Origin of the sequence: Kitasatospora cinereorecta, assembly GCF_024172095.1 — a bacterium.
In the GTDB taxonomy this organism is placed as follows: Bacteria; Actinomycetota; Actinomycetes; order Streptomycetales; family Streptomycetaceae; genus Kitasatospora; species Kitasatospora cinereorecta.
This window is the reverse complement of sequence record NZ_JAMZDX010000002.1, coordinates 534,531-558,614: the sequence shown is the minus strand read 5'-3', so window position 1 is coordinate 558,614 and position 24,084 is coordinate 534,531. Positions and strand designations below refer to the sequence as shown.

Sequence of the window (24,084 nt, the reverse complement as noted above, 5' to 3'; positions counted from 1 at the left end):
CCCCGCGCCCCCAGTGGTTACCCCACGGACGAGTACGCGATGATCCCGCGCCGCAGCCCGTCCACCGCCTTGCGGGCGGTGCTCCGCAGCTCCGGGTCGGACCCCGCCGCGTCCTGGATCTGGCCGAGCACGTCGATCAGTTGCTTGGTCCAGCGGACGAAGTCGCCGGCCGGCATGTCGGCGTCGCGCAGGACGGAGTCCAGGTTGTGGCCGAGCGCCCAGCGGTAGGCGACCCAGGCGAAGCCGAGGTCGGGCTCGCGCTGGCCGACTCCCTCGGCGGTGGAGATCCGGTGCTGCTCCTCCAGGGCGTCCAGGTGGCCCCAGATCCGGATCATGTGGCCGAGCGCGGTCTTGGCGTTGCCCTCCGGCACGCGGGGGGCGGTCGCGTCGTCGGACTGCCGGGCCTCGTACACCAGCGCCGAGGCGCAGGCGGCGAGTTCGGCGGCGGCTAGGCCCTTCCAGACGCCCTCGCGGATGCACTCGGAGGCGAGCAGGTCGAGTTCGCCGTACAGCCGGCCGAGCCGCTTGCCGTCCTCGGTGACGGTGTCGCCGCTGAGGTAGCCGAGGTCGGCGAGCAGGCCGCAGACCCGGTCGAAGGTGCGGGCGATGGTGTGGGTGCGGGAGCGCATCCTGCGCTCGAGCAGTTCGGTGTCGCGGTGCAGCCGGTGGTAGCGCTCGGACCAGCGGGCGTGGTCCTCGCGCTCGTCGCAGCCGTGGCAGGGGTGCTGCCGCAGGGTGGCGCGCAGCCGGCTGATCTCCGGGTCGTCCGCGGCGGCGGCGCGGCCGCGGCGGTAGCGCTCGGGCTCGACGTGGCCGGCCTTGGTGCGCAGGGCGGAGGCGAGGTCGCGGCGGGACTGCGGGCTGCGCGGGTTGAAGGACTTGGGGATCCGCATCCGGTCGACGGCGGCCACCGGGTACGGGAAGTCGATCATCGCGAGGCGCTTGACCTGGCGTTCGGCGGTGAGCACCACCGGGCGCGGCCCCTCCTGGTAGTCGGGGTGGCGGGTGGTGCGGCCGCCCCGGGAGACCGGCGGCAGGCCGGGGTCGAGGACCAGGGCGAGGCCGGCGAACTTGCCGGTGGGCACGTGGATGATGTCACCGGGCTTGAGCTGCTCGATCGCCTCGATCGCGGCGGCGCGGCGCTGGCTGGAGCCCTCGCGGGCCAGGTCGTTCTCCCGCTCCTTGAGCTGCCGGCGCAGCGACATGTACTCCTCGAAGTCGCCGAGGTGGCAGGTCATCGACTCGCGGTAGCCGTCGAGGCCCTCCTCGTTGCGCTGCACCTGCCGGGCGATGCCGACGACCGAGCGGTCGGCCTGGAACTGGGCGAACGAGGTCTCCAGCAGCTCCCGCGAGCGGTGCCGGCCGAACTGGCCGACCAGGTTGACCGCCATGTTGTACGAGGGGCGGAAGGAGGACTTCAGCGGGTAGGTGCGGGTGCCGGCGAGGCCGGCCAGCGCCTCCGGGTCGAGGCCGCGCTGCCAGAGCACCACGGCGTGGCCCTCGACGTCGATGCCGCGGCGGCCGGCCCGGCCGGTGAGCTGGGTGTACTCGCCGGGGGTGATGTCGGCGTGGGTCTCACCGTTCCACTTGACCAGCTTCTCCATGACCACCGAGCGGGCGGGCATGTTGATGCCGAGCGCCAGGGTCTCGGTGGCGAAGACCGCCTTGACCAGGCCCTTGACGAAGAGCTCCTCGACGACCTCCTTGAACCGCGGCAGCATGCCGGCGTGGTGGGCGGCGATGCCGCGCTCCAGGCCGTCCAGCCACTCGAAGTAGCCGAGGACGTGCAGGTCCTCGTCGGGGATGTCGGCGCAGCGCTCCTCGACGATCTGCCGGACCTGGGCGCGCTCGGCGTCCCGGTTGAGCCGCAGGCCGGAGGAGAGGCACTGCTGGACGGCGGCCTCGCAGCCGGCCCGGCTGAAGATGAAGGTGATGGCGGGCAGCAGTCCCTCGGCGTCCAGCCGGTCGATCACGTCGACCCGGCCGGGGGTCCAGATCCGGGTGGGGCGGCCGGCGGGCATCGAGCGGCCGCGGCCGCGCTGGAACCGGTCGCGGCCGCCGCGGTCCTGCTCGGAGCGGGCGAGGCGGACCAGTTCGGGGTTGACCGCCTTGGCGGGGTTGCGGGGCGCGTCCTTGGGGCGGCCGTCGCGGTCCGGGTTGGCGAACAGGTCGTACATCCGGTTGCCGGCCATCACGTGCTGCCACAGCGGGACCGGGCGGTGCTCGGAGACGATGACCCGGGTGCCGCCGCGGACGGTGTCCAGCCAGTCGCCGAACTCCTCGGCGTTGGAGACGGTGGCGGAGAGCGAGGCGAGCACCACGGACTCGGGGAGGTGGATGATGACCTCCTCCCAGACCGCGCCGCGGAAGCGGTCGGCCAGGTAGTGGACCTCGTCCATCACCACGTAGCCGAGGCCGTCGAGGGCGCTGGAGCCGGCGTACAGCATGTTGCGCAGCACCTCGGTGGTCATCACGACCACCGGGGCGTCGCCGTTGACGCTGTTGTCGCCGGTCAGCAGGCCGACCTTGGCGGCGCCGTAGCGCTTGACCAGGTCGCCGAACTTCTGGTTCGACAGCGCCTTGATGGGCGTGGTGTAGAAGCACTTGCGGCCGCCCGCCAGCGCCAGGTGGACGGCGAACTCGCCGACGATGGTCTTGCCGGAGCCGGTGGGCGCGGCGACCAGGACGCCTTCGCCGGCCTCCAGCGCGCGGCAGGCCTCCAGCTGGAACGGGTCGAGCGGGAAGTCGTACAGCTGCTGGAAGCCGTGGAGCGCGGTGGCCTCCTCCTTGGCGCGCTGCCGGGCGGCGGCGTAGGCCTCGGCGGGGCTGAGCTGCTCATCGGGCATGGGGCTTTCCACCGGCGTCACCTGGTCTTCCCGTGAATGGGGCTGGACGGGGGCGCAGACGGCGACGCCTGCGGCTGCGGGGCCGTTGCCCGGTGGGGCGACGGGGCGCAGCTGATGTGGTTGAAGTGGTGATCGAGCATCTCAGCCTGAGATTACCCGGATGGACTGACATCGATAGCACCCATTTATCCGGAGACGGCCGGCGGACGGCCGGCAGGCGATCGGGCGCCTCCGGGACACCCCCGGACGGGCACCCGGCGCGGCCGGGCGGACGCGGAGGGTGAGCGTCCGGATCGGCGATCGTTCACATCCTGAGTTGCAAATGTCTTCATGTGGTCGCGGAAACGACAGTGGACGATCGACTCTGATCCAGATTCGGTCTCTTCTGATCAACAGTCATATCCGATGGGTCCGCTTCCTACAGTCGGAGCACCGACCCCGCCACGACAGGAGGACCTGATGGCAAACCTTGAGATGTCACTGAAGGAAGCCATGTCCATCGAGGGCGCGATGGGCGTCGCCCTCGTCGACTACAGCAGCGGCATGGCCCTCGGCACCCTCGGCGACAGCGCCGAGATCGACCTGAACGTCGCCGCCGCGGCCAACACCGACCTGGTCCGCGCCAAGATGCGGACCATGGAGATGCTCAATCTCCACAACAACGACATCGAGGACATCCTGATCAGCCTCACCAGCCAGTACCACCTGATCCGACCACTGACCACGCAGACCGGCCGGGGTCTGTTCCTCTACCTCGCGCTCAACCGCACCCGCTCCAACCTGGCCATGGCCCGCCACCAGCTCAAGCGCATCGAGGCCGCCCTCGAAGTCTGACGGCCGGGCGACGGCTGACGGACCGTCGAGGAGGAGGGAGGAGCGGGCATGCCCCTACCGCTGTACCAGGCCAAGGCGGAGTTCTTCCGCATGCTGGGCCACCCGGTCCGGATCCGGGTGCTGGAGCTGCTGCAGGCGGGTCCCACCCCGGTCCGGGAGTTGCTGGCCGAGCTGGACGTGGAGCCGTCCAGCCTCTCCCAGCAGCTCGCCCAACTGCGCCGGGCCGGGCTGGTCACCGCCACCCGGGAGGGCTCCACGGTGGTGTACGCGATGGCCAGTACCGACGTGGCCGACCTGCTGCGGGTCGCCCGCCGGATCCTCACCGAGGTGCTGGTCGACCAGAACATCCTGCTGGCCGAGCTGCGCGCGGCCGACTGACCACCGGCCCGTCCGGGTGGGGACGGGCGACCCGGCCGCGCGCGCGGCCGGGTCAGCGGGTGATCAGGTGGGCGAGCCCGTCGGCCAGCCGGGTGTACTCGTCCGGCCGGTTGTACAGCTGCGCGCTGATCCGCAGCACCCCGCCGCCGGGCCAGGGCCGGATCGCGATCCGGGTCGACAGCCGGCGCTGCACCGCCACCATCAGGGCCTTGGCGGCGTGCTCGCTCTCCGCGACGCCGGGCGGCAGCCGGACCGCCCGCATCGCCAGGCCCGCCGTCGCCGGCAGCGGGCGCAGCCCGGTCCGCTCGACCAGCTGCCGCTGCCCGTGGGCGGCGAGCTGCTCGTTGTGCGCCCGGACGCGCTCGGCGCCGAGCTTCTCCAGCAGGGCGAACCCGGCCGGGGCGGCCAGCCACGGCGTGTAGTCGCAGGTGCCGCGCCACTCCACCCGGCCGGGGAAACCGCGGTCGTGCTCCCAGGAGAGCATCAGCGGCCTGACCCGGGGCCGCCAGGCGGCGCGGACCGCCAACACGGCGGCGGCCCGCGGGGCGAAGGCCCACTTGTGCAGGTTCCCCACCCAGAAGTCGGCGCCGCCGGCCGCGCCGCCGAGGTCCACCGGGAGCATTCCGGGGGCGTGCGCGGCGTCCACCACGGTGGTCACCCGGCGCTCGGCGAGCGCGGCCAGCAGCGTGGGGGCGGCGATCACGCGGGCGGTGGGCGAGGTGACCAGGTCGAGCACGGCCACCCGGGTCCGCCGGGTGACCGCGGCCAGCACCCGCTCCCGTACCGCGTGCTCGTCCGCCAGGTGCGGGGAGAGCCGGACGCAGCGGACGGCGGCGCCGGTCTCGGCGGCCCGCCGCTCGGCGGCGCGGGTGACGGCGCCGTAGCCGTGGTCGGTCACCAGGATCTCGTCCCCGGCGGCGAGCGGGATCGACTCCAGCACGACGGCGACGCCCTCGGTGACGTTGGTGAGCAGCGCCAGCCGGGCGGGGTCGCCGCCGAGCGCGGACGCCACCTCGGCGCGGGCCCGGGCGATCCGGTCGGGCAGGTCGGCGAAGAAGCCGTCGGGGTCGCGTTCCTGCTCGGCCCGCAGGCGGGCCTGGGCCCGTTGGACGGGCACCGGGACGGCGCCGTACGAGCCGTGGTTGAGGTGGGCGACGGCCGGGTCGAGGGTGAACAGGGTGCCGGTACCGGGCAGCGGTGTGGTCATCGCGGGTCCAGGGTCGAATCCGATGCTGTGTGACATTTCACACTGCATACTTCTAGCCGAACGGCAGGGCTCGCGGCAAGCATCGGCGGGTGACCCACACCGACCCCTTTCTCGCGCTGAGCGCCCGCACCGGCCGCTTCAGCCATGGTTCCCCGCGCGCCGTCACCATCTCCTCGGACGGCGCCCGACTTCTCCTGCTCCGCTCCACCGGCCCCGAGGACCCGGTGGAGCGGCTCTGGCTGCTCGACACGGCCGACGGCGCGGAGCGGCTGGTCGCCGACCCGGTCGCGCTGGTGCCCGGGCGCACCGGCGCCGTCGCCGAACTCCCGGCCCCCGAGCGCCGCCTGCGCGAGCGCCTGCGGCTGTGGGCGCCCGGCATCGGCTCTTTCGCCGCGACCGCCGACTGCTCGGTGGCGGTCTTCGCGCTGGACGGCCGCCTGTTCCGCACCGAGACCGAAGGCACCGAGACCGACCGCGCCGAGACCACCGAACTGCCGGTGGCCGGACCGGCCTTCGACCCCCGCCCGGCCCCGGACGGGCAGCGGGTGGCGTACGTCGCCGGCGGCGAGCTGTACGTGACCCCCGGGCCGGAGCCGCTCAGCCCACGGGACGGTGCGCTCTGGGGCGTCGCCGAGTTCGCCGCCGCCGAGGAGCTCGGCCGCACCCGCGGCCACTGGTGGTCGCCGGACGGCACCGCCCTGCTGGCCGCCCGGGTGGACGAATCCGCCCTGCCGCTGCGGCACTTCGCCGACCCGGCCCACCCCGAGGTGGCCCCCGAGTCGTTCGCCTACCCGCAGGCCGGCGGCCCCAACGCGGACGTCCAGCTGTGGGTGCTCGGCCTGGACGGCCGCCGCGTCCAACTGCGCTGGGACGACGCCGCCTTCCCGTACGTCACCGCCGCCGGCTGGGAGGGTGACGGCGAGATCCTGCTGACCGTGGCGGACCGGCTGCAGCAGGCGGTGGTCCTGCTGACGGCCGACCCGGCGACCGGCGCCACCCGCGAACTCTCCCGCACCGAGGACGAGTTCTGGGTGGACCCGCTGCCCGGCACCCCGCTGCGGCTGCCCGACGGACGGGTGCTCACCGCCGCCGACTCCCCGGCCGCGCGCGGCCTGGCGCTGGACGGCAAGATCCTTGACCACGAGCGGATCCAGGTCCGCCGGGTGGTAGGCACCCACCTCGGCCGGGTCCTGCTGGAGACCGGCGAGGGCGACCCGTACCACCAGCACGTCGACCTGCTCGACCCGGACACCGGCGCGCTGGAGCGGCTCAGCGAGGGCCCCGGGGTGCACGGCGCGACCGCCGCCGGCGGCACGCTGCTGCTCACCTCGGCCACCCCGGACGGGATCCGCCGCACCCTGCACCGCGAGGGCGCGGCGCTGCCGCTGGCCGACCGCGCCGCCGCGCTCCCGTACCGGGTGGTCCCGGCGCTCGCCCGGGTCACCGAGCACCGCCTGCCGACCGCCGTGGTCTACCCGCGCGGGCACGTCCCCGGCACCCGGCTGCCGGTGCTGCTGGACGTCTACGGCGGCCCGGGCTACCAGGCGGTGGCGGGCGAACCGCGGCGCTGGCAGCTCAAGCAGTGGTGGGCCGACCGGGGCTTCGCCGTGGTCACCACCGACAACCGGGGCACCCCGCACGTCTCGCCGGAGTTCACCCGGGCGATCTTCCGGCGCTTCTCCCGGGTGGCGCTGGACGACCAGGTGGCCGCGCTGCACGCGCTCGCCGCCGACCACCCGGACCTGGACCTCGCCCGGGTCGGGGTGCGCGGCTGGTCGTACGGCGGCTACTTCGCCGCGCTCGCGGTGCTGCGCCGCCCGGACGTGTTCCACGCCGCCAGCGCCGGCGCCCCGCCGACCGACTTCCGGCTGTACGACACCGCCTACACCGAGCGCTACCTCGGCCTGCCGCAGGACAACCCGGACGGTTACCTGGCCGACTGCCTGATCCCCGACGCACCGTCACTGACCCGTCCGCTGCTGCTGATCCACGGCCTGGCCGACGACAACGTGCACCCCTCGCACACCCTGCTGCTCTCCGAGGCGCTGCGCCGGGCGGGCCGTCCGCACACGGTGCTGCCGCTGCCCGGGGTGAGCCACATGACGCCGGACGGCGGGACGGAGCAGATCGCCGCGCTGGAGCTGGAGTTCCTCCGGAACGCGTTGGGCGCGACCCCTTCCATGTGACCGATGACATGTGAAATATTACCGGCGCTCAACTTCACCCACCGTCCGGAAAGGACAGGTTCCGTTGCGCAGACTGTCCGTAGCCCTCGTGGCTGCGCTGACCACCAGCGCCATAGCAGTGAGCATCACCCCCGCCGGCGCCGCGCCGGCCCCGGCCGCCGCCGCCCTGGCGGCCGCCCAGGGAGCCGAGGGCCGCGAGGCTCCCCCGTCCCCGGTGCCCCCGCAGGAGCGGGAGCGCCAGGCCCTGCGCACCAAGGCCCTGGAGCAGGTCAACCAGGGCGCGGTCGCCAGGACCGCCCAGGGCACCGCCCCCGCCACCGTCAAGGTCGGCAAGGACTACGTCCAACTCGCCCAGCAGCGCAAGGACAAGGTCTTCGTCATCCTCGCCCAGTTCGGCGACCAGGTGGACAACACCACCGTCTACAACGGCCAGCCCCGCTACGGCGGTACGCCCGGCCCGCAGCACAACCGGATCACCAAGCCGGGCCGCGACGACACGCACACCTACTGGCAGAGCGACTTCAGCCGCGACTTCTACCAGAAGATGTTCTTCGACGACACGCCCGGCGCCAACTCGATGCGCAACTTCTACCGCACCCAGTCCTCGGGCCGGTACGACATCGAGGGCACCGTCACCGACTGGGTGACCGTGCCGTGGAACGAGGCCCGCTACGGCTCCAACAAGGGCCCGCAGGGCGGCGGCGCCTGGACCCAGGCGCAGGAGTTCATCCGCGACGCCACCAAGGCCTGGTACGACGGCGAGATCGCCAAGGGCCGCACCGCCGCCGACGTCAAGGCGGAACTGGCGCAGTACGACGTCCAGGACCGCTACGACTACGACAAGGACGGCAACTTCGACGAGCCGGACGGCTACCTCGACAACGTGATCGTGGTGCACGCCGGCGTCGACGAGACCTGGGGCGGCGGCGCCCAGGGCGCGGACGCCCTGTGGGCGCACCGCAGTTGGACCTTCCCCGACCCCACCGGGCAGACCGGCCCGGTCGGCGACCGGATCGGCGGCGCACCGGTCGGCGACACCGGCCTGTACGTCTACGACTACGTCCAGGCCGGCGAGAACAGCGGTGTCGGCCTGTTCTCCCACGAGTACGGCCACAACCTCGGCCTGCCGGACCTCTACCCGACCTCGGGCGGCGACAACGGCGTCAACTTCTGGTCGCTGATGTCCTCGGCCTCGTACCTGGGCAAGGGCAAGAACTCCACCGGCGAGTACCCGGGCGACCTGGACGCCTGGAGCAAGCTGCAACTGGGCTGGCTCAACTACGACGAGGGCCAGGCCGCCACCCGCTCCAGCCACGCGCTGGGCGTCAGCGGCTACAACACCGACCAGGCGCAGGCCCTGCTGGTCCACCTGCCGCCGGGGAAGACCACCACCACACTGGCCGACCCGTACGAGGGTGGCTCGCAGTGGTGGAGCGACACCGGCGACAACATGGACGCCTCGCTGCGCCGCACCGTCGACCTCACCGGCCGCACCGGCTCGGCGTCGCTGTCCGCCGCCGCCTGGTACGACATCGAGCAGGACTACGACTTCCTGACGATCGAGGCCTCGACCGACGGCGGCAAGAGCTGGAAGGCGCTGCCGGGCACCGTGGACGGGGCGCCGATCGGCAACACCTCCGCCCTGGTCCCGGGCCTGTCCGGCACCTCCGGCGCCTGGCGGCAGCTGAACATCCCGCTCGACGCCTACCTGGGCCGGCAGGTCGAGGTGCGCTTCCACGTCACCTCCGACAGCAACACCCACGGCAAGGGCGTGCTGATCGACGCGGTCAAGGTCGCGGCCGACGGCGCCACCCTGGTCGAGGACGGCGCGGAGCACGGCGCGGCCGGCTGGGCCGAGGTCGGGTTCTCGGTGATCAACGGCAAGGACGCGGTCAAGGAGCACCCGCGGGCGTACCTGGTGGAGAACCGCCGGTACGTCGGCTACGGCGCCTTCCTCAAGACCGGCCCGTACAACTTCGGGTACAGCGGCGTCACCGGCAAGGCCAACGTCATCGACACCTACCCGTACCAGGAGGGGGTGCTGGTGTGGCTGTGGGACACCTCCTACGGCGACAACAACACCAAGGACCACCTGGGCGGCGGCCTGATCCTGCCGATCGACGCACACCCCAAGCCGATGGTCTTCCAGGACGGGACGCTGACCAACGCGCGGTCGCAGACCTATGACGCGACCTTCTCGCTGAAGCCGACCACCTCGTTCACCCTGCACAAGGCGGGCGTGGCGACGGTCGTCCCGGCCGAGCCGGCGGTGCCGGTCTTCAACGACCACACCGGCGTGTACACCGATGCGGCGACCCCGCAGCTCTCGGTGGCCGTTCCGGACACCAACACCCGGATCGAGGTCGTCCGCGAGACCCAGGGCGGCCGGCTGACCACCGTGAAGGTGGGCCCGGCCTCCTGAGACCGGACCGTCCGAGGCGGGGGTGCGGGGCGCGAGCCCGGCACCCCCGTCGGCGTGCGCGAAAGGGTCTGACCCGGAGTCAGATTCGCCTGCAGCCTAGCGCATTCGGGCATATGCCCGACGGATATGCGGGAATCCCTCGACCCATCCGGAAGCGGAAGGTAGCGTTGCGTCCCGGTCAGACTACCGCACGTGATGGCGGTGGCAGGGGCGCGCCGTGTCCGCGCAAGGGGAGGGGCAGTCAGTCAAGTGCCGGGTATCGAGGAGTGCCTCGCGGAGGCGATGGGAATCACCGGCGCCGTCGGCGTCAGCCTGGTCGACTGGACCAGCGGGCTGGCCGTCGGCACGGCCGGCGAGGGGCCCGGTGGCGACCACGAGGCCGGGGCGGCGGATGCCACCGAGCTGGCCCGGGCGGTCACCCAGACCCCGTCCTTCGCCGACCCCGACACCGGCGCCGCGCCCGCCGAGGACGTCATCGTCAGCTCGGCCGGCGCCTACCACCTGATCCGCTTCGTCGACACGCCGTTCGACACCAGCGTCTTCCTCTACCTGCGGCTCGACCGGGACAAGGCCAACCTCGCCATGGCCCGGATCCGACTGGCCGCCATCGCCGACCGTTTGGTGCTGGTCTGATGCCACATCCCGTGATCCTGGCGCCGCTCCCCCGGCGCCGACGCTCCACCTGCGCGCCCGCCACCACCTTCGAGGCCGCGCTGACCGACCTCGCGGCCGAGGGCGCCACCGGCGCCCTGCACGGCCCGGACGGCGCCGTCCACCTCCAGGACGGAGCCGTGGTGCACGCCGAGGCGCCCGCCGCGGCCGACATCGGCACGCTGCTCACCGGCAGCGGGCGGATCACCGTGCAGGACTGGGAGGACGGGCTGCTGCTCAGCGGCGGTCGGCTCGCCGAGTACCTGCTGGCCTCCGGCCAGATCGGCCACGGCGAGCTCGAACTGTGCCGCCTCACCGCGCTGTTCGACGCCGCGCACTTCGCGCTGGCCCAGCACGGCGGGGAGCTGCGCTTCGACACCGAAGCGGTGCCGGCGTTCCGGCTGGCCCGTCCGCTGACCGCGCACCAGCTGCGCGGGGCGGTCGGCCGACGGCGCTCGCTGCTGGACCGCGTGTGGCCCTCGGCCGAGCTGGACCGGGCACCGCTGCGGCACCGCTCGGGCCCGCAGTGCCGGCGGCTGTCGCTCTCCCCGCGCCGGTGCCAGGCCCTGCTGGGGGCCGTCGACGGCGAGCGGACGGTGGACCAGGTGGCCAGGATGCTCGGCCGCTCCACCTACGCCACGCTGCTGGACGTCAGACAGTTGGCCGCCGCCGGCCTGCTGGAGGCCCGTCCGCAGCCGGCCGCACCTCCCCCGCCCCCGGCCCCGGTGCGGCAACAGACCCTGCCCGACGTGCTGTTGCCACCGCCGGGCCCGACCGGCCACGACCTCGCGGACCCGGAGGTGGGGCTGCTGCTCCGACTACGCGCCGCACTGGAGGCTCTGTGACCACCTCACCCGCCCACCCCGCCCACCCCGCCCAGCCCACCGAGTCATGAAGCGGACCTTGCGACAGTTCACCGGGAAGAGGACGACCGTGCTGCCCGAGCTCAAGGTGCAGGCCGAACTACGCGGCCTGCGCGCCAGAATTCCGCATCTGACCGGCGGGCTGGTGGCAACCACCGACGGCCTGGTGGTCGCCCACGACACCAGCGGCCTGGAGGCCGAGAGCGTGGCCGCGCTCACCGCCGCCGCGCTGGGCGTGGGCGCCCGGCTCACCGAGGCGACCGGCCACGGCGGCTTCCGCGAGCTGCTCACCCGCGGCGAACGCGGCTACACCGCCACCTACGCGGCCGGTGCGTACACCGTGCTGACGCTGATGGCGGGACCCGAGACCAATGTCGGCCGTCTCCACCTGGAGGCCCGCCGGGCCGGCGCGCGGATCGCCGCACTCGCCGACGCCGAGCTGGACCGCGGCTGAACTTCCCCAACCCAACAGGAAAGAACGAGAGAGGCACCATCATCATGGCCACCACCGAAACCGCGCTCAAGGAAATCATGACGGCGATCGAGGGCGCCGTCGGCGTCGCTCTGGTCGACTACAACAGTGGAATGGCCCTCGGCGTCCTGGGCGGCGGCCCCGACCTGGACCTGAACGTGGCGGCGGCCGGCAACACCGACGTCGTCCGGGCCAAGCTCCGCGCGATGGAACTGCTCAAGCTGAACGACGCCATCGAGGACATCCTGATCACCCTGAGCAGTCAGTACCACATGATCCGTCCGCTGACGGCACGCTCCGGCAAGGGCCTGTTCCTCTACCTGGCCCTGGACCGGGGCCGGGCCAACCTGGCCATGGCCCGGCACCAGCTGAAGCGAATCGAGGCCGACCTGGAGGTCTGACCGACTCCGGCCCGGTCCACGGGCCGCCCGCGTCACCGCCGCAGCGTCAACAGACCACCGGTGGGGACGTCCAGGGACAGCTCGGTCCGGTCCACCGGGACCTCGGCCTCCGTCACCACCGCGCCGAGGCAGTCTCGGACCACCAGGGAGACGATGCCCGGCGGCCGCTCGAAGTCCAGCCGGACCAGGGTGTCCTGGTCGGCATTGGCAACCAGCAGCAGCTCCCAGTCACCGGTCACGCGCAGCGGAATCGGCGCGTACCGGCCGAACGCGAGCGCCCGCTCCGACCGGGCCTCGATCACCGGATAGCCCAGGTCCGGCCGGTGCGGCCGCAGCCCGCCGCGCTGCAGCAGGTCGCGGTGCTCGTCCATCACGGCGAGCCAGAACCGCAGGGCCGCGAGCTGCTCCTCGCTCTGGGCGGCCAGGTCCACCGACACCTGCGCGGTGGCGAACAGCACCGACTGCAGCAGCACCGCGATCTGCTCCGGGCTCTCCTCCGGGTGCCAGGTCAGCGGGTCGGCGTGGACGGCGAGCGGGCCGGCGGTGAGCCGCAGATCCGCCGTCCGGACCCGGTTCTCGGCCGCGTTGTGCGGACAGTCGGCGGCTCGGACCATGGTGGCGTACGACCACAGGCCCGGGCCGACGTAGCCCTGCCGGTGCTCGACCAGCACCTCGGGACGGGCTGCGCGCAGCCGCGCGTCCAGCTCCGCGAGCAGGCGGTGGACGCCCTCGGCGACGGTCGGGCAGTCGGCCTCGGGCGAGGCGGAATCGGCGGGACGGGCGAAGGTGTCGACGAAGTCGACCTTGAGCCCGTCCGCGCCGTACTCCTCCACGGCCGCCGCCAGCCGCGCCACCTGGTGGGCGCGGACGGTGGGGCTGCGCGGGTCGAGCACCCACGTCTCCAGCTGCGGCAGGTGGGCGAGGGTGTGCTCGGCCAGCTCCCCGGCCGCGGCGCTGCGCACCCCGGCGAACGGGATCGCGTACCACAGCAGGTAGTTGAGGCCGAGCGCACGGACCCGGGCGATGTGCCCGGGCAGGTCGGGGAAGCCCTCCGGCGCGGGCCGCCAGTCGCCGGTGGTGGCGTAGGAGCGGGAGCGCTCGTCGGTCTGCCAGCCGTCGTCCACGATCAGGTTGCGGAAGCCCAGCGGTGCGGCGAGGGCGGCCAGCTTCTCCACGTCGTCGGCGGTCATCGCCAGGTGGAGCGCGTACCAGGTGCAGAAGACCGGTTCGAACGCCGCCGCCGGAACGGTCCGCGGGGGCTGCGCGCCCGCCCACCAGGCGGCCGCGGCGCGGACGGTGTCGGCGAAGTGGCGTCCGCTCAGGTCGAGCAGCAGCCGCAGCTCGGGGCCGTCGTGCTCCACCCACCAGCTGAACGCCCCGGTCTCCTCGACCGCGCCCTCGCCGATGGTCACCGGGCGGACCGCCTCGCCGACGGCGAAGGTGCACAGCGCGGCGTCCCCGGGCCCGACCAGGCTGCCGACCGGGGCGCCCTTGGGCAGCGACGCCTCCCGGGGCTGCACCCAGGACGGCGGCAGCCAGCGGGAGTCGGTGGTCGGCGTCCAGTACGCGGTGGCACCGGTGCAGGGCAGCCGCCACTCCACCCGCAGCCGCGCGCCCGGAGCGCAGCCGGCCCGGAGCAGGAACACCCCCGGCGCCCCGTGCGGCGCCACGGCGACCTCCGGCGGCTCGGCGGAGCCGACGGCGGTGACCCGCAGCCGGAGCGCGCCGGCGTCGACGGTGCGGGAGGTCTCGGTACGGCCGGACGGCGGGGCGGAGCCGTCCCAGGTCAGCGCGGTCACGCGGGTTCCTTTCGGGTGCGGTGGTGCCCGTACGGGCCGGCCGCGGAAGCGGTCAGGACGGCTGGCCCGTACGGGAGTTGGACAGACCCTTACCGGCGGAGCGGGCCCTCGCAGGTGTAGTCGGCGGTGCCGGCCCGGCCGTCGGTCCAGATGTCGACCTTGCCGAACCAGCAGTTCATGTCGTTGAGGTTGTTGGCGGCGTCCTTGGTGCGCTGCAGGATGAAGTAGTCGACCGTGCCGGACATGTCCTTGAACACCTGGTCCGGGTCGGCCGCGTTCGACAGGTTGGCGGTGATCCGACCCGTACAGACGAACCGCATCGGCTTGTTGTTCCAGTCGCCGTTGTCCTTGCAGCTGGGCGTCATGTAGGCGGTCCTGGTGAACGCCGCCTGCACCTCGGACGGCCACGCGTAGTCCAGGTAGCCGTTGGGGGTGAACTCCGTGCTGGGCACGTACAGGTGGTCCACCTTGGCGATCTGGGCGTCCAGGAAGTCCGAGTACTCGCGCTGCAGCGCGGCGTCGGCGCCCATGCGTGTCCGCCAGGCGTCGAAGCCGGCCGGGTCGTCGGCCCGCTGGTAGCCGTACATCTCGCGCAGCAGCGAGGGGTGCTGCGCCCAGAGGAACTCGAAGAACGTGCCGGCGTAGTTGTAGAAGTGGAACGCCGGGGTGTCGTCGTAACTGGCGTGCAGGATCTGGGCGACGGTCATCCGCGGGATGCCGGCCGCCTCGTCCTGGGCGAGCTTGGCGACCAGCGACTTGCGCACCAGGATGCCCTGGTCGCGGGTGGAGCCGTCGAAGAACTCCGCGGTGCCCTCGTCCATCGCGGTGGTCCGGTCGCCGGCGTACCAGCGGCTGTCGCCGAAGTAACCCGGCACCGCCCAGCGGCCGTTCAGGTAGTGGGTGTACTCGTGCCGGAACAGCTCCTCCAGGGTGAGCGTGGAGTCCTGCGGCACCCGGCGCTGGTAGGTGTAGAAGGTGGCGCCGTTCTCGATGTAGATGCCGCCGTTGGCGGTGCTCATCCCGGTCAGCAGCGGGTGGTACACCTCGTAGTCGGCGCGCGAGGCGTACAGGTGGATGTGGAGCGTGGAGTTGGTGTCCCCGGCCAGCGGGACGTCGGTGCCCAGCACCCGGAAGAACTGCGTCTTCACCTGCTTGGACGCGTAGTACATCTGGTCGACGGTGGCCTTGTCGAGGGCGGTCCGCACCTCGATCGCGCCGTTGTCGTAGCTGTAGGTGTTGGGGAACAGCCTGGCCTCGATCTGCGCGCTGCACACGCCGTACTGCGCGCAGACGCCGTACGTGTTGGCCCAGCCGACCACCTTGATCCACGGCGCCGAGTACTCGCCGAACGTCGCCCTGGTGGTGTCCAGCAGGCTGCCGATCTCCCCGGTGATCGCCGCCGTCAGCGCCGGGATCTGCCCGAACCGGCCGTACTCGCCCATGGCGTCGCGGGCCAGCCAGTCGTTCTGGGTGCCCGTGAGGTGGCCGGCCGACGCGAACGCCCGGAACGCCGCCCGGTAGTCGGCGTCCGCCGCGACCGCGTCCGTGAACGCCTGGTCCCGGTTGGCGATGCCCAGGTAGTTGATGTTCAGCGCGGACAGCGCCGCCCCGCCCCACGCCCAGCTGTTGCCGAGCGCCGTACCCGGACCGAACCGGGCCAGCACCTGCTTCACCAGGCCCAGGCTGTTCTGCCGCAGGCCCGGCGCGGTGGCGGTGGTGCCCAGCTCCCGCATCACCAGGCCCGCCGCCTCGGTGGAGTCGAAGGCGTGGCCGCCCGCCACGTACGCGTCGATCGCCTGCTGGATCGCCGCGACCGTCGGGGCGTCGGTGGCGTCGATCTCCCCGTGCGAGAAGTCGTGGTACACGACCGCGTGCAGGAAGTACCACAGCTGGTACAGGTTGGGGCTGTTGACGCCCGCCAGCTGCCGCGCCCGCCCCGCGACCGCCTGCACGTGGGCGTCGTCCATGGTGGTGGCGTACCGGGCGTCCCACGTCCACAGGAACGCCTTCAGGCAGTCCTCGGTGACGGCCGGGTCGGCCAGGAAGTCCGCCAGCGCGGCCGGGCCGAGGCCCGTCATGCCGTCCAGCGTGCACGGCACCCCGGCCGCGGTGGTGGCCGCCGCGGCCGCCTGCCCGGCGGGGGCGAGCTGCGCGGCGGTGGGGGCCGGGCTGCCGACCCGGGCCGGCAGGGCTCCGGGGATCTTCATCGAGTCGCCCAGCGAACCGCCGCCGGGCGCGGGCGCCGCGGCACCCGTCTTCGCGGGGGCGGTACCGAGGTGGTCCACCTCGTCGAACGCGGTCGGATCGGCGGCGGGAGCAGGAGTAGGTGCGGCGGTGGTCACCGACGGGGCGGCGAACGCCTGCGACGCGGGCATCGCGAGCCCGGCGACCAGGGTGGCGGCGAGCAGCAGGGTGCTCGCGGTACGACGAGACGACACGAGGTCTCCTCAGGGGGTGTGGGGGATTCCTTGCAGGTGGGGGGATTTACTGCACCCAGGGGCAGCACCGTCAGGGGCGCGGGGAACTGCGCGACCGACCATGCACTCCGGTCAGCGATGGCTGGGCGCGCAGTTCCTCGCGCCCCCAGGAGTTGGCCCGAACTCTTGAGCGCGATCGACCAGAACTGACGGTCAGCGGTGGCCTGCAGCGCAGTTCCTCGCGCCCCCAGGGGTGAGCTACTCGGGGAAGTGGCAGGCGGCCTGCCGACCCGCGGTCGGCCCGGTGATGCGGAGCAGGGGTCGCTCCGTGCGGCAGATCTCCTGCGCCTTGGGGCAGCGCGGATGGAACGTGCAGCCGCTGGGCGGGTTCGCGGGGCTGGGCGGGTCGCCGAGCAGCACGATCCGCTCCCGCGCCCGTTCCGCCGCCGGGTCGGGCAGCGGGACGGCGGACAGCAGCGCCTTGGTGTAGGGGTGGGCGGGCCGCTCGTACACCTCGTTCTTCTCGCCGATCTCGACGATCCGTCCGAGGTACATCACGGCGACCCGGTGGCTGATGTGCCGGACCACGGCGAGGTCGTGGGCGATGAACACGTACGCGACGCCGAGTTCGCGCTGGAGTCGTTCCATCAGGCCGACGATCTGGGCCTGGATGGAGACGTCGAGCGCGGAGACGGGTTCGTCGGCGACGACGAGTTCGGGCCGGGTGGCGAGGGCCCGGGCGATGCCGATGCGTTGGGCCTGGCCGCCGGAGAACTGGTGGGGGTAGCGCTCGAGGTGTTCGGGGGCGAGGCCGACCAGGTCGACGAGGTCGCGGACTTCGCGGCGGACGGCGGCCGGGGCGGTGCCCTGGGCGCGGAGCGGGGCGGCGATGATCTGCTGGACGGTCTGCCGGGGGTTGAGCGAGGCGAACGGGTCCTGGAAGATCATCTGGAACCGGCTGCGCAGCGGCCGCAGGCGGCTCTGCGCGGTGCGGGTGATGTCCTCGCCGCGGAAGCTGACCCGGCCCGCGGTGGGGTCGAGGAGGCGGACCAGCATCCGTCCGGTGGTGGACTTGCCGCAGCCGGACTCGCCGACCAGGCCGAGGGTCTCGCCGGGGCGGACGGCGAAGCTGACGCCGTCCACGGCGCGGACGCCGGGCAGTCGGCGGACGGCGCCGCGCGGGCCGGGGAAGGTCATGCCCAGGTCCTCGACCCGGAGCAGCGGGGTGTCGTCGACGGCGGTCGCGGGGTCACCGGTGGTCACGGGGTCACCTCATCGAGGACGCAGGCGTTGTGGTGGGCGTCGCCGACCTGTCGCAGTGCGGGCCGGTCGCCGGTGCACAGCGGGTTGCGCTCGCGGGCGTAGACGGGGCAGCGGGGGTGGAAGGCGCAGCCGGCGGGCGGGGCGAGCAGGGAGGGCGGGCTGCCGGGGATGGCGCGCAGTTCGGTGGCATCGCCGGCGTCGAGGCGGGGCAGGGAGTCGAGCAGGCCGCGGGTGTAGGGGTGCCGGGGGTCGGCGAACAGCCGGTCGGCGGGGGCCTGTTCGGCGGCCGAGCCGCCGTACATGACGAGGACGTCGTCGGCGACGCGGGCGATCACGCCGAGGTCGTGGGTGATCATGACGATGCCGAGGCCGCGGTCCTGTTGGAGCCGCATCAGCAGGTCGAGCACCTGGGCCTGGACGGTGACGTCGAGGGCGGTGGTGGGTTCGTCGGCGATGATCAGGTCGGGTTCGCAGGAGAGTGCGAGGGCGATCATGGCGCGTTGGCGCATGCCGCCGGAGAACTCGTGCGGGTATTCGCCGGCGCGGCGGGCGGGTTCGGGGATGCCGACGTCGCCGAGGACGTCGACGGCGCGCTTGCGGGCGGCTTTGCGGCTCGCGCCGTGGTGTTCGCGGTAGGCCTCGGCGATCTGGTCGCCGATGGTGAAGTAGGGGTGGAGGGCGGTGAGGGCGTCCTGGAAGACCATGGCGATGCGGCGGCCGCGGAGTCGGCGGACGGTCTCCTCGGGGGCGCCGATCAGTTCGGTGCCGTCGAAGCGGACGGAGCCGCCGATCCGGGCGCCGCGGTGGAGTCCCATGACGGCGAGCGAGGTGACGGACTTGCCGGAGCCGGATTCGCCGACGATGCCGAGGGTGCGGCCGCGTTCGACGGTGAAGTCGACGCCGCGGACGGCCCGGACGACGCCTTCGGCGGTGTCGAACTCGACCGACAGGTCGGTGACCTGGAGCAGTGTCATGCGAGCCTCGCCCTCGGGTCGATCCAGGCGTAGACGAGGTCCACGACCAGGTTGGAGCTGACGATGAAGAAGGAGGCGAGCAGGGTGATGCCCATGATCACCGGCTGGTCGGCCTTGTTGAGGGAGTCGGCGAAGAGCTTGCCGACGCCGGGGAGGCTGAACAGCGACTCGGTGATCAGCGCGCCGGCGAGCAGGCCGCCGAGGTCCATGCCGAGCATGGTGGCGACGGGGGTGAGGGCGGGCCGCAGGCCGTGCTTGCCGACCACGCGCCGCTCGGGCAGGCCCTTGGCGCGGGCGGTGCGCACGTACGGTTCGGCCAGGGTCTCGATGACGGAGTTGCGGGTCATCCGGGCGTAGAGGGCGGCGTACATGACGGCGAGGGTGGTCCACGGCATGATCAGGTTGGCGAGCCAGCCGCCGGGATCCTCGCCGAAGGCGATGTAGCGGGGGTAGGGCAGCAGGCCGGTGACGGTGACGACCAGGTAGAGCAGGATCATCGCGATGAAGTAGACCGGCAGGGCGGACAGGCCGATGGTGGTGACCATCACGGTGCGGTCGACCCAGGTGCCGCGCCGCAGTGCGGCGAGGACGCCGGCCGAGACGCCGAGCAGCAGCCACAGCACGGCGGCGCCGACGGCGAGCGAGGCGCTGGTGGGCAGCCGGTCCATCATCAGGTCCCAGACCGGCTGGGCGCTCTGGAAGGAGTAGCCGAAGCAGGGGAAGTCGCAGCGCACCGCGTACGGGCCGCTGCCGAGGGTCTGGCCGGCGAAGATGCCGACCACGTAGCGGCCGAACTGGACGACCAGCGGGTCGTTCAACCCGAGCTGCTGGCGGACGAGTTCGATCCGTTCGGCGGAGCAGTCCTTGCCGCAGAACTGGGCGGCCGGGTCGCTGGGCAGCAGGTAGAAGATGGCGAAGGTGAGCGCGCAGATCACCAGCAGGGTGACGGCCATGGCGAGCAGCCGGCGCAGCAGGTATCCGATCATGTGCGGCTGCCCTTCGGGTCCAGGGCGTCGCGCAGCGCGTCGCCGAGCAGCGTGAAGGCGAGCACGACCAGGAACAGGCAGGCGCTGGGCAGGACGAAGAACATCGGGTCGACCTTGTAGTAGAGCACCGAGTCCGCGATCATCTGGCCCCAGCTGGGCGTGGGCGGGCGGATGCCGACGCCGAGGTAGGTCAGCGCGGCCTCGGCGCCGATCAGGCCGGGGATGGCGAGGGTGACGTAGACGATGATGGTGCCGGTGAGGTTGGGCAGGATCTCGGTGAGCAGGATCCGGCCGCTGGAGGTGCCGCAGGCGCGGGCGGCCTCGACGTACTCGCGGTGGCGCAGCGAGAGGGTCTGGCCGCGGATGACGCGGGCGATGTAGGGCCAGCCGAACAGGCTGAGCACGCCGATGAGCAGCAGCAGCCGGTTGACGTCGCGGGCGACCGAGAGCAGCGCGATCATGAAGATCAGGCTGGGGAAGGACATCATGACGTCCATGAAGCGGCTGATCACGGCGTCGGTCCGGCCGCCGAAGTAGCCGGCGGTGACGCCGAGCAGGGTGCCGATGAGGGTGATCAGCAGGGCGGAGCTGAAGGCGACCAGCAGGCTGATCTGGGCGCCGTAGAGCAGCCGGGCGAAGATGTCGCGGCCGAGCAGCGGTTCGACGCCGAGCCAGTGCTGGGGGCTGATCCCGCCGAGGCTGCCCCGGGGCAGGCCGCCGAGGTAGGTGTTGACGGCCTTCTTGTCGAGGTCGTCGGGGCCCTTGCCGCTGATCGCGGTGAGGACGGGGGCGAGCAGGGCGGCGAGGACGAAGAAGACGATGATGGCGAGGCCGGTCATCGCGGCCTTCTGGCGGCGCAGCCGGCTCAGGGCGAGGGCCCAGGGCGAGGCGGGGGCGGCGGAGTCGGTGGCGGGATCCGCCGCTCCCGCTCCCCCGGCCGGGGCCGTGGCGAGCGGGGCGGTCATCTGGGTTCGACTCCCGGCTAGTTGGCGGACTTGAGGCCGATGACCGCGTAGTCGATCTGGCCGGCCCACACCGGGTGGGCGTAGGCGCCGGCGATGTTGGAGCCGACCAGCAGCGGCTTCTTCTGCCAGGTCAGCGGGACGGCGGGCGACTTGTCCATGATCTTGGCGTCGAGGGCGACCCAGGCCTTGTTGGCTTCCTGGAGGTCGCTCATGCCGGCGATGCGGTCGAGTTCGGCGATGGTCTCCGGGTCGTTGAACCGGGTGATGTCGCCCTGGTTGCCCTTGTCCTTGATCAGGCGGCCGTCGAAGATCATCGGCAGGAAGGTGGCGGCGGACGGGTAGTCCGGGCACCAGCCGAGGTTGGCGAGGCCGGGCTGCTTGTCCTTGTCGCCGATGATGGAGTTGACCGCGGTGGGGTCGACGGTGGTGATGGTGACGTCGACGCCGACCCGCTTGAGCGCGGCCTGGATCGCCTCGGCCTGGGCCTTGCCGCCGGTGGAGGTGACCAGTTCGGTGGAGAAGCCGTTCGGGAAGCCGGCCTCGGTCAGCAGCTGCTTGGCCTTGTCCGGGTCGCCGGCCGGCTTGATCATGAAGTGGTCGATCGGGTTGCCCTGGGTGAGCACCGGCGGCAGGTAGGTGGTGGCGATGTCGTTGAACGCCGGGCCGCCGGTGGTGGCGGCGAACGCCTCCTTGTCGACCGCGTACTGCATCGCGAGGCGGACCTTGGCGTTGTCGAACGGCGCCTTGGTGGTGTTCATGTCCAGCTTGGTGGTGCAGCCGGCGTTCTCGCTGATCAGGCGCTTCTTGACGTCCGGGTTGGTCAGCACCTCGCTGATCTTGGACGGCACCAGGTCGACGTACGAGATGGCGTTCCTGTCGTCGCCCTGGTCGGCGATCAGCCGCTCGGCGATGCCGGTGCCCTTCTGGGTCTGGTCCACCACGATCCTGTCCGGGTACGCCTTACGGACCGGGTCGCTCTTCGGGTCCCAGTAGGTGTTGCGGACCAGCACCATGCGCTTTCCGCGGTCGTAGGTCTCGATCTTGTACGGGCCGGAGGAGACCGGGTGGTTGCTGTAGTTGGCGCCGGTCTCCTTGGCCTTGGGCACGGGGGCGAAGGTCGGCAGGGTGACGGTGTAGCCGAACTCGGCGACCGGGCGCTTGAGGTGGAAGACGATGGTCTTCGCGTCCGGGACCTCGATCGCCTCCTTGCCCAGGCGCTCGCCCTTCAGCGGGCCCTGGTAGCCGTCGGGGGCGTTGAGGTAGCGGACCGCGTAGTCGGGGCCGCCGGGCAGTTCGGGCGAGAAGGAGCGCTCGACGTTGTACTTGATGTCGTCGGCGGTGATCGGGGTGCCGTCCTCGTACTTGAGGCCGTCCTTGAGGTGGAAGGTCCAGGTCTTGGCGCCGTCGCTCGGGGTGCCGAGGTCGGTGGCGAGGTCGGGCTCGATCTTCAGGCCCTCGGCGCCCGGGGCCGCCTTGAAGGTGGTCAGGGTGCGGTAGAGCATCCGGACGCCGACGTCCATCACCGGCATGGTCCAGTTGCGGGCCGGGTCGAGCTGGTCGAAGTCCTGGTTGGACAGGATGGTGAGGGTGCCGCCCTTGACCGGCGTACCGCCGATGATGCCGTTGCCCTCGGTGGTCACGCCCGCCTGGTCGCCGCCCTGGTCGCCGCCGGTGCTGGTGCACGCGCCGAGGCCGAGGGTCAGTGCTGCCGCGATCGCCGCCGCGAGGGCGGCGTGGGTACGCCTGTTCATGTGCAACTCCGCGCTGAGGGGGGCCGCTCTACGGGATTTCCGACCCGGACCTGGCCCACTCTGAGGTGTGACCCGTAACATAGTAATGTGAAATTGCACTGCGCAAGAGGCGCGCGCCCCGTTATCGAGACGTGTCCTGACGGTGCGCAACTCACTTGCCAGTCCGCGTAGTTCTCCCAGCTCACAGGAGTCCGCAGTGACCGTCGACCCGACCCGCGTCCTCAACACCGGCAGCCACGATCTGCCCGTCTCCCCCGCGCTGGACGCCTTCATGTCCACCGGCTGGGCCGCCACCCCGCTGCCCGCCGGCGACCGCACCCCCGGCCACCACGTCACCCCGGCCCGCCGCGCCCGGCTGGCCGCCGCCTTCCCCGGCGAACGGCTGCTCGTCCCGGCCGGACAGCTCAAGGTCCGCAGCAACGACTGCGACTACCGCTTCCGCCCGCACAGCGCGTACGCCTGGCTGACCGGACTCACCGGCGAGGAGCAGGTCGGCCACGTCCTGGTGGTCGAGCCCGACGGCGAGGCCGTGCTGTACCTGCGCCCCCGCTCCCCGCGCGGCGGCGGCAGCGCCGAGTTCTACCGCGACCGCCGCTACGGCGAGTTCTGGGTCGGCCGCCGGCCCGACCTGGCCGAGGCCGAGCAGCTCACCGGCATCCGCACCGCCCACCTGGACGACCTCGGCAAGCTCACCGCCGGACCGCAGCCGCCCACCCGGGTGCTGACCGGCGTCGACCCGCTGCTCGACGCCGCGCTCGACCGCCCGGCCCCCGGACGCGAGGCGGCCGACGCCCGGCTGGCCGCCGTCCTCTCCGAACTGCGCCTGGTCAAGGACGCCTGGGAGGTCGAGCAGCTGCAACTGTCCGTCGACCACACCGCGGCCGGCTTCGAGGACGTCGTCCGCGCCCTGCCCGCCGCCCTGCGCCACCCGCGCGGCGAACGCTGGCTGGAGGGCGCCTTCAACCAGCGCGCCCGCGCCGAGGGCAACGGCACCGGCTACGACACCATCGTCGCCTCCGGCGCGCACGCCTGCGTCCTGCACTGGATCCGCAACGACGGCCCGCTCGACCCGGACCGGCTGCTCCTGCTCGACGCCGGCGTGGAGACCGACACCCTCTACACCGCCGACATCACCCGCACCCTGCCCCTCGGCGGCACCTTCTCCCCCGTCCAGCGCGACGTCTACCAGCTCGTCCTCGCCGCCCAGGACGCCGCCATCGCCACCCTGCGGCCCGGCGCCTCCTTCCGCGACTTCCACCGCGCCGGCATGCGGGTGATCGCCGAGGGCCTGGCCGAATGGGGCGTGCTCCCCGTCCCCGCCGAGGAGGCGCTGCGCGAGGACAGCGGCCTGTACCGGCGCTACACCCTCTGCAGCAGCGGGCACATGCTCGGCCTCGACGTGCACGACTGCGCCAAGGCCCGCGCCGAGACCTACCTCGACGGCGTCCTGGAGGAGGGCATGGTCCTCACCGTCGAGCCCGGCCTCTACCTCCAGCCCGACGACGAGACCCTGCCCGCCGAACTGCGCGGCATCGGCGTCCGGATCGAGGACGACCTGGTCATCACCGCCGACGGCGCCCGCCTGATGTCCGGCGCCCTGCCGCGGACCGTGGCCGGCATCGAGGAGTGGATGGGACGCCTGCTCGGCTGACCCGTCCCGGTCGGGGTG

18 protein-coding genes are annotated in these 24,084 nt (G+C 72.6%); 9 read left to right on the top strand and 9 right to left on the bottom strand.

Translation table 11 applies throughout. The annotated features are described in order from the left end of the window. Positions 1 to 17: 17 nt before the first annotated feature. Positions 18 to 2,846 (bottom strand): DEAD/DEAH box helicase, encoded by a 2,829-nt coding sequence (locus FHR36_RS09410; protein WP_253795623.1) that lies wholly within the window; start codon positions 2,844 to 2,846, stop codon positions 18 to 20. A gap of 459 nt (positions 2,847 to 3,305) precedes the next feature. Between FHR36_RS09410 and FHR36_RS09405 the strand changes: the two genes are divergently transcribed. Continuing rightward, positions 3,306 to 3,680, top strand: a complete 375-nt coding sequence (locus FHR36_RS09405) for a hypothetical protein (RefSeq protein WP_253795622.1) — start codon at positions 3,306 to 3,308, stop codon at positions 3,678 to 3,680. Positions 3,681 to 3,728: 48 nt separating this feature from the next. Beyond that, the gene (locus FHR36_RS09400; RefSeq protein ID WP_253795621.1) at positions 3,729 to 4,058 is read left to right on the top strand and encodes an ArsR/SmtB family transcription factor; all 330 of its coding nucleotides are present in this window, start codon (positions 3,729 to 3,731) and stop codon (positions 4,056 to 4,058) included. A gap of 52 nt (positions 4,059 to 4,110) precedes the next feature. On the opposite strand, the gene FHR36_RS09395 is transcribed toward FHR36_RS09400, so the two are convergent. Next, positions 4,111 to 5,265, bottom strand: coding sequence for an aminotransferase class V-fold PLP-dependent enzyme (locus FHR36_RS09395; protein WP_253795620.1), 1,155 nt, complete (start codon positions 5,263 to 5,265; stop codon positions 4,111 to 4,113). A gap of 89 nt (positions 5,266 to 5,354) precedes the next feature. Between FHR36_RS09395 and FHR36_RS09390 the strand changes: the two genes are divergently transcribed. The 6 genes from FHR36_RS09390 to FHR36_RS09365 all read left to right on the top strand — a co-directional run bounded on the left by FHR36_RS09390 (position 5,355) and on the right by FHR36_RS09365 (position 12,260). After that, positions 5,355 to 7,451 (top strand): S9 family peptidase, encoded by a 2,097-nt coding sequence (locus FHR36_RS09390; protein ID WP_253795619.1) that lies wholly within the window; start codon positions 5,355 to 5,357, stop codon positions 7,449 to 7,451. A gap of 88 nt (positions 7,452 to 7,539) precedes the next feature. Continuing rightward, complete coding sequence (locus FHR36_RS09385; protein ID WP_253795618.1) at positions 7,540 to 9,873, top strand: immune inhibitor A domain-containing protein; 2,334 nt, start codon at positions 7,540 to 7,542, stop codon at positions 9,871 to 9,873. Between the two features lie 249 nt (positions 9,874 to 10,122). Then, positions 10,123 to 10,506: a hypothetical protein gene (locus FHR36_RS09380; RefSeq protein WP_253795617.1), complete on the top strand. Its 384-nt coding sequence runs from the start codon at positions 10,123 to 10,125 to the stop codon at positions 10,504 to 10,506. Next, complete coding sequence (locus tag FHR36_RS09375; RefSeq protein ID WP_253795615.1) at positions 10,506 to 11,369, top strand: transcriptional regulator; 864 nt, start codon at positions 10,506 to 10,508, stop codon at positions 11,367 to 11,369. Before FHR36_RS09380 ends, FHR36_RS09375 begins: the two co-directional genes overlap by 1 nt. 88 nt (positions 11,370 to 11,457) lie before the next feature. Further along, the gene (locus FHR36_RS09370; RefSeq protein ID WP_308199324.1) at positions 11,458 to 11,841 is read left to right on the top strand and encodes a roadblock/LC7 domain-containing protein; all 384 of its coding nucleotides are present in this window, start codon (positions 11,458 to 11,460) and stop codon (positions 11,839 to 11,841) included. Positions 11,842 to 11,885: 44 nt separating this feature from the next. Further along, complete coding sequence (locus FHR36_RS09365) at positions 11,886 to 12,260, top strand: hypothetical protein (RefSeq protein WP_253795613.1); 375 nt, start codon at positions 11,886 to 11,888, stop codon at positions 12,258 to 12,260. A gap of 32 nt (positions 12,261 to 12,292) precedes the next feature. Here FHR36_RS09365 and FHR36_RS09360 read toward each other — a convergent pair whose 3' ends face one another. The 7 genes from FHR36_RS09360 to FHR36_RS09330 all read right to left on the bottom strand — a co-directional run bounded on the left by FHR36_RS09360 (position 12,293) and on the right by FHR36_RS09330 (position 22,415). After that, positions 12,293 to 14,059: a glycoside hydrolase family 36 protein gene (locus FHR36_RS09360; protein WP_253795612.1), complete on the bottom strand. Its 1,767-nt coding sequence runs from the start codon at positions 14,057 to 14,059 to the stop codon at positions 12,293 to 12,295. Between the two features lie 89 nt (positions 14,060 to 14,148). Then, positions 14,149 to 16,497, bottom strand: coding sequence for a collagenase (locus FHR36_RS09355; RefSeq protein WP_308199255.1), 2,349 nt, complete (start codon positions 16,495 to 16,497; stop codon positions 14,149 to 14,151). 237 nt (positions 16,498 to 16,734) lie between these two features. After that, a complete protein-coding gene (locus FHR36_RS09350) occupies positions 16,735 to 17,673 on the bottom strand; it encodes an ABC transporter ATP-binding protein (RefSeq protein ID WP_253796717.1) in 939 nt (312 codons plus the stop codon). Between the two features lie 62 nt (positions 17,674 to 17,735). Then, positions 17,736 to 18,713, bottom strand: coding sequence for an ABC transporter ATP-binding protein (locus FHR36_RS09345; RefSeq protein WP_253795611.1), 978 nt, complete (start codon positions 18,711 to 18,713; stop codon positions 17,736 to 17,738). Continuing rightward, positions 18,710 to 19,699 (bottom strand): ABC transporter permease, encoded by a 990-nt coding sequence (locus FHR36_RS09340; RefSeq protein WP_253795610.1) that lies wholly within the window; start codon positions 19,697 to 19,699, stop codon positions 18,710 to 18,712. Before FHR36_RS09340 ends, FHR36_RS09345 begins: the two co-directional genes overlap by 4 nt. Then, entirely contained in the window at positions 19,696 to 20,664 is a 969-nt protein-coding gene (locus FHR36_RS09335; RefSeq protein WP_253795609.1) for an ABC transporter permease, read from the bottom strand. Before FHR36_RS09335 ends, FHR36_RS09340 begins: the two co-directional genes overlap by 4 nt. A 17-nt stretch (positions 20,665 to 20,681) precedes the next feature. Further along, the gene (locus FHR36_RS09330; protein ID WP_253795607.1) at positions 20,682 to 22,415 is read right to left on the bottom strand and encodes an ABC transporter substrate-binding protein; all 1,734 of its coding nucleotides are present in this window, start codon (positions 22,413 to 22,415) and stop codon (positions 20,682 to 20,684) included. A gap of 196 nt (positions 22,416 to 22,611) precedes the next feature. On the opposite strand from FHR36_RS09330, the gene FHR36_RS09325 reads away from it, so the two are divergent. After that, positions 22,612 to 24,066 (top strand): aminopeptidase P family protein, encoded by a 1,455-nt coding sequence (locus tag FHR36_RS09325; protein ID WP_253795605.1) that lies wholly within the window; start codon positions 22,612 to 22,614, stop codon positions 24,064 to 24,066. Positions 24,067 to 24,084 lie beyond the last annotated feature (18 nt).

Excerpts from the sequence above, each read along its gene's own strand:
- FHR36_RS09405 (WP_253795622.1), top strand. The coding sequence starts at position 3,306 with ATGGCAAACCTTGAGATGTCACTGAAGGAAGCCATGTCCATCGAGGGC.
- FHR36_RS09395 (WP_253795620.1), bottom strand. The coding sequence starts at position 5,265 with ATGACCACACCGCTGCCCGGTACCGGCACCCTGTTCACCCTCGACCCG.
- FHR36_RS09340 (WP_253795610.1), bottom strand. The coding sequence starts at position 19,699 with ATGATCGGATACCTGCTGCGCCGGCTGCTCGCCATGGCCGTCACCCTG.
- FHR36_RS09335 (WP_253795609.1), bottom strand. The coding sequence starts at position 20,664 with ATGACCGCCCCGCTCGCCACGGCCCCGGCCGGGGGAGCGGGAGCGGCG.
- FHR36_RS09410 (WP_253795623.1), bottom strand. The coding sequence starts at position 2,846 with ATGCCCGATGAGCAGCTCAGCCCCGCCGAGGCCTACGCCGCCGCCCGG.
- FHR36_RS09350 (WP_253796717.1), bottom strand. The coding sequence starts at position 17,673 with ATGACCTTCCCCGGCCCGCGCGGCGCCGTCCGCCGACTGCCCGGCGTC.
- FHR36_RS09400 (WP_253795621.1), top strand. The coding sequence starts at position 3,729 with ATGCCCCTACCGCTGTACCAGGCCAAGGCGGAGTTCTTCCGCATGCTG.
- FHR36_RS09330 (WP_253795607.1), bottom strand. The coding sequence starts at position 22,415 with ATGAACAGGCGTACCCACGCCGCCCTCGCGGCGGCGATCGCGGCAGCA.
- FHR36_RS09365 (WP_253795613.1), top strand. The coding sequence starts at position 11,886 with ATGGCCACCACCGAAACCGCGCTCAAGGAAATCATGACGGCGATCGAG.
- FHR36_RS09375 (WP_253795615.1), top strand. The coding sequence starts at position 10,506 with ATGCCACATCCCGTGATCCTGGCGCCGCTCCCCCGGCGCCGACGCTCC.
- FHR36_RS09345 (WP_253795611.1), bottom strand. The coding sequence starts at position 18,713 with ATGACACTGCTCCAGGTCACCGACCTGTCGGTCGAGTTCGACACCGCC.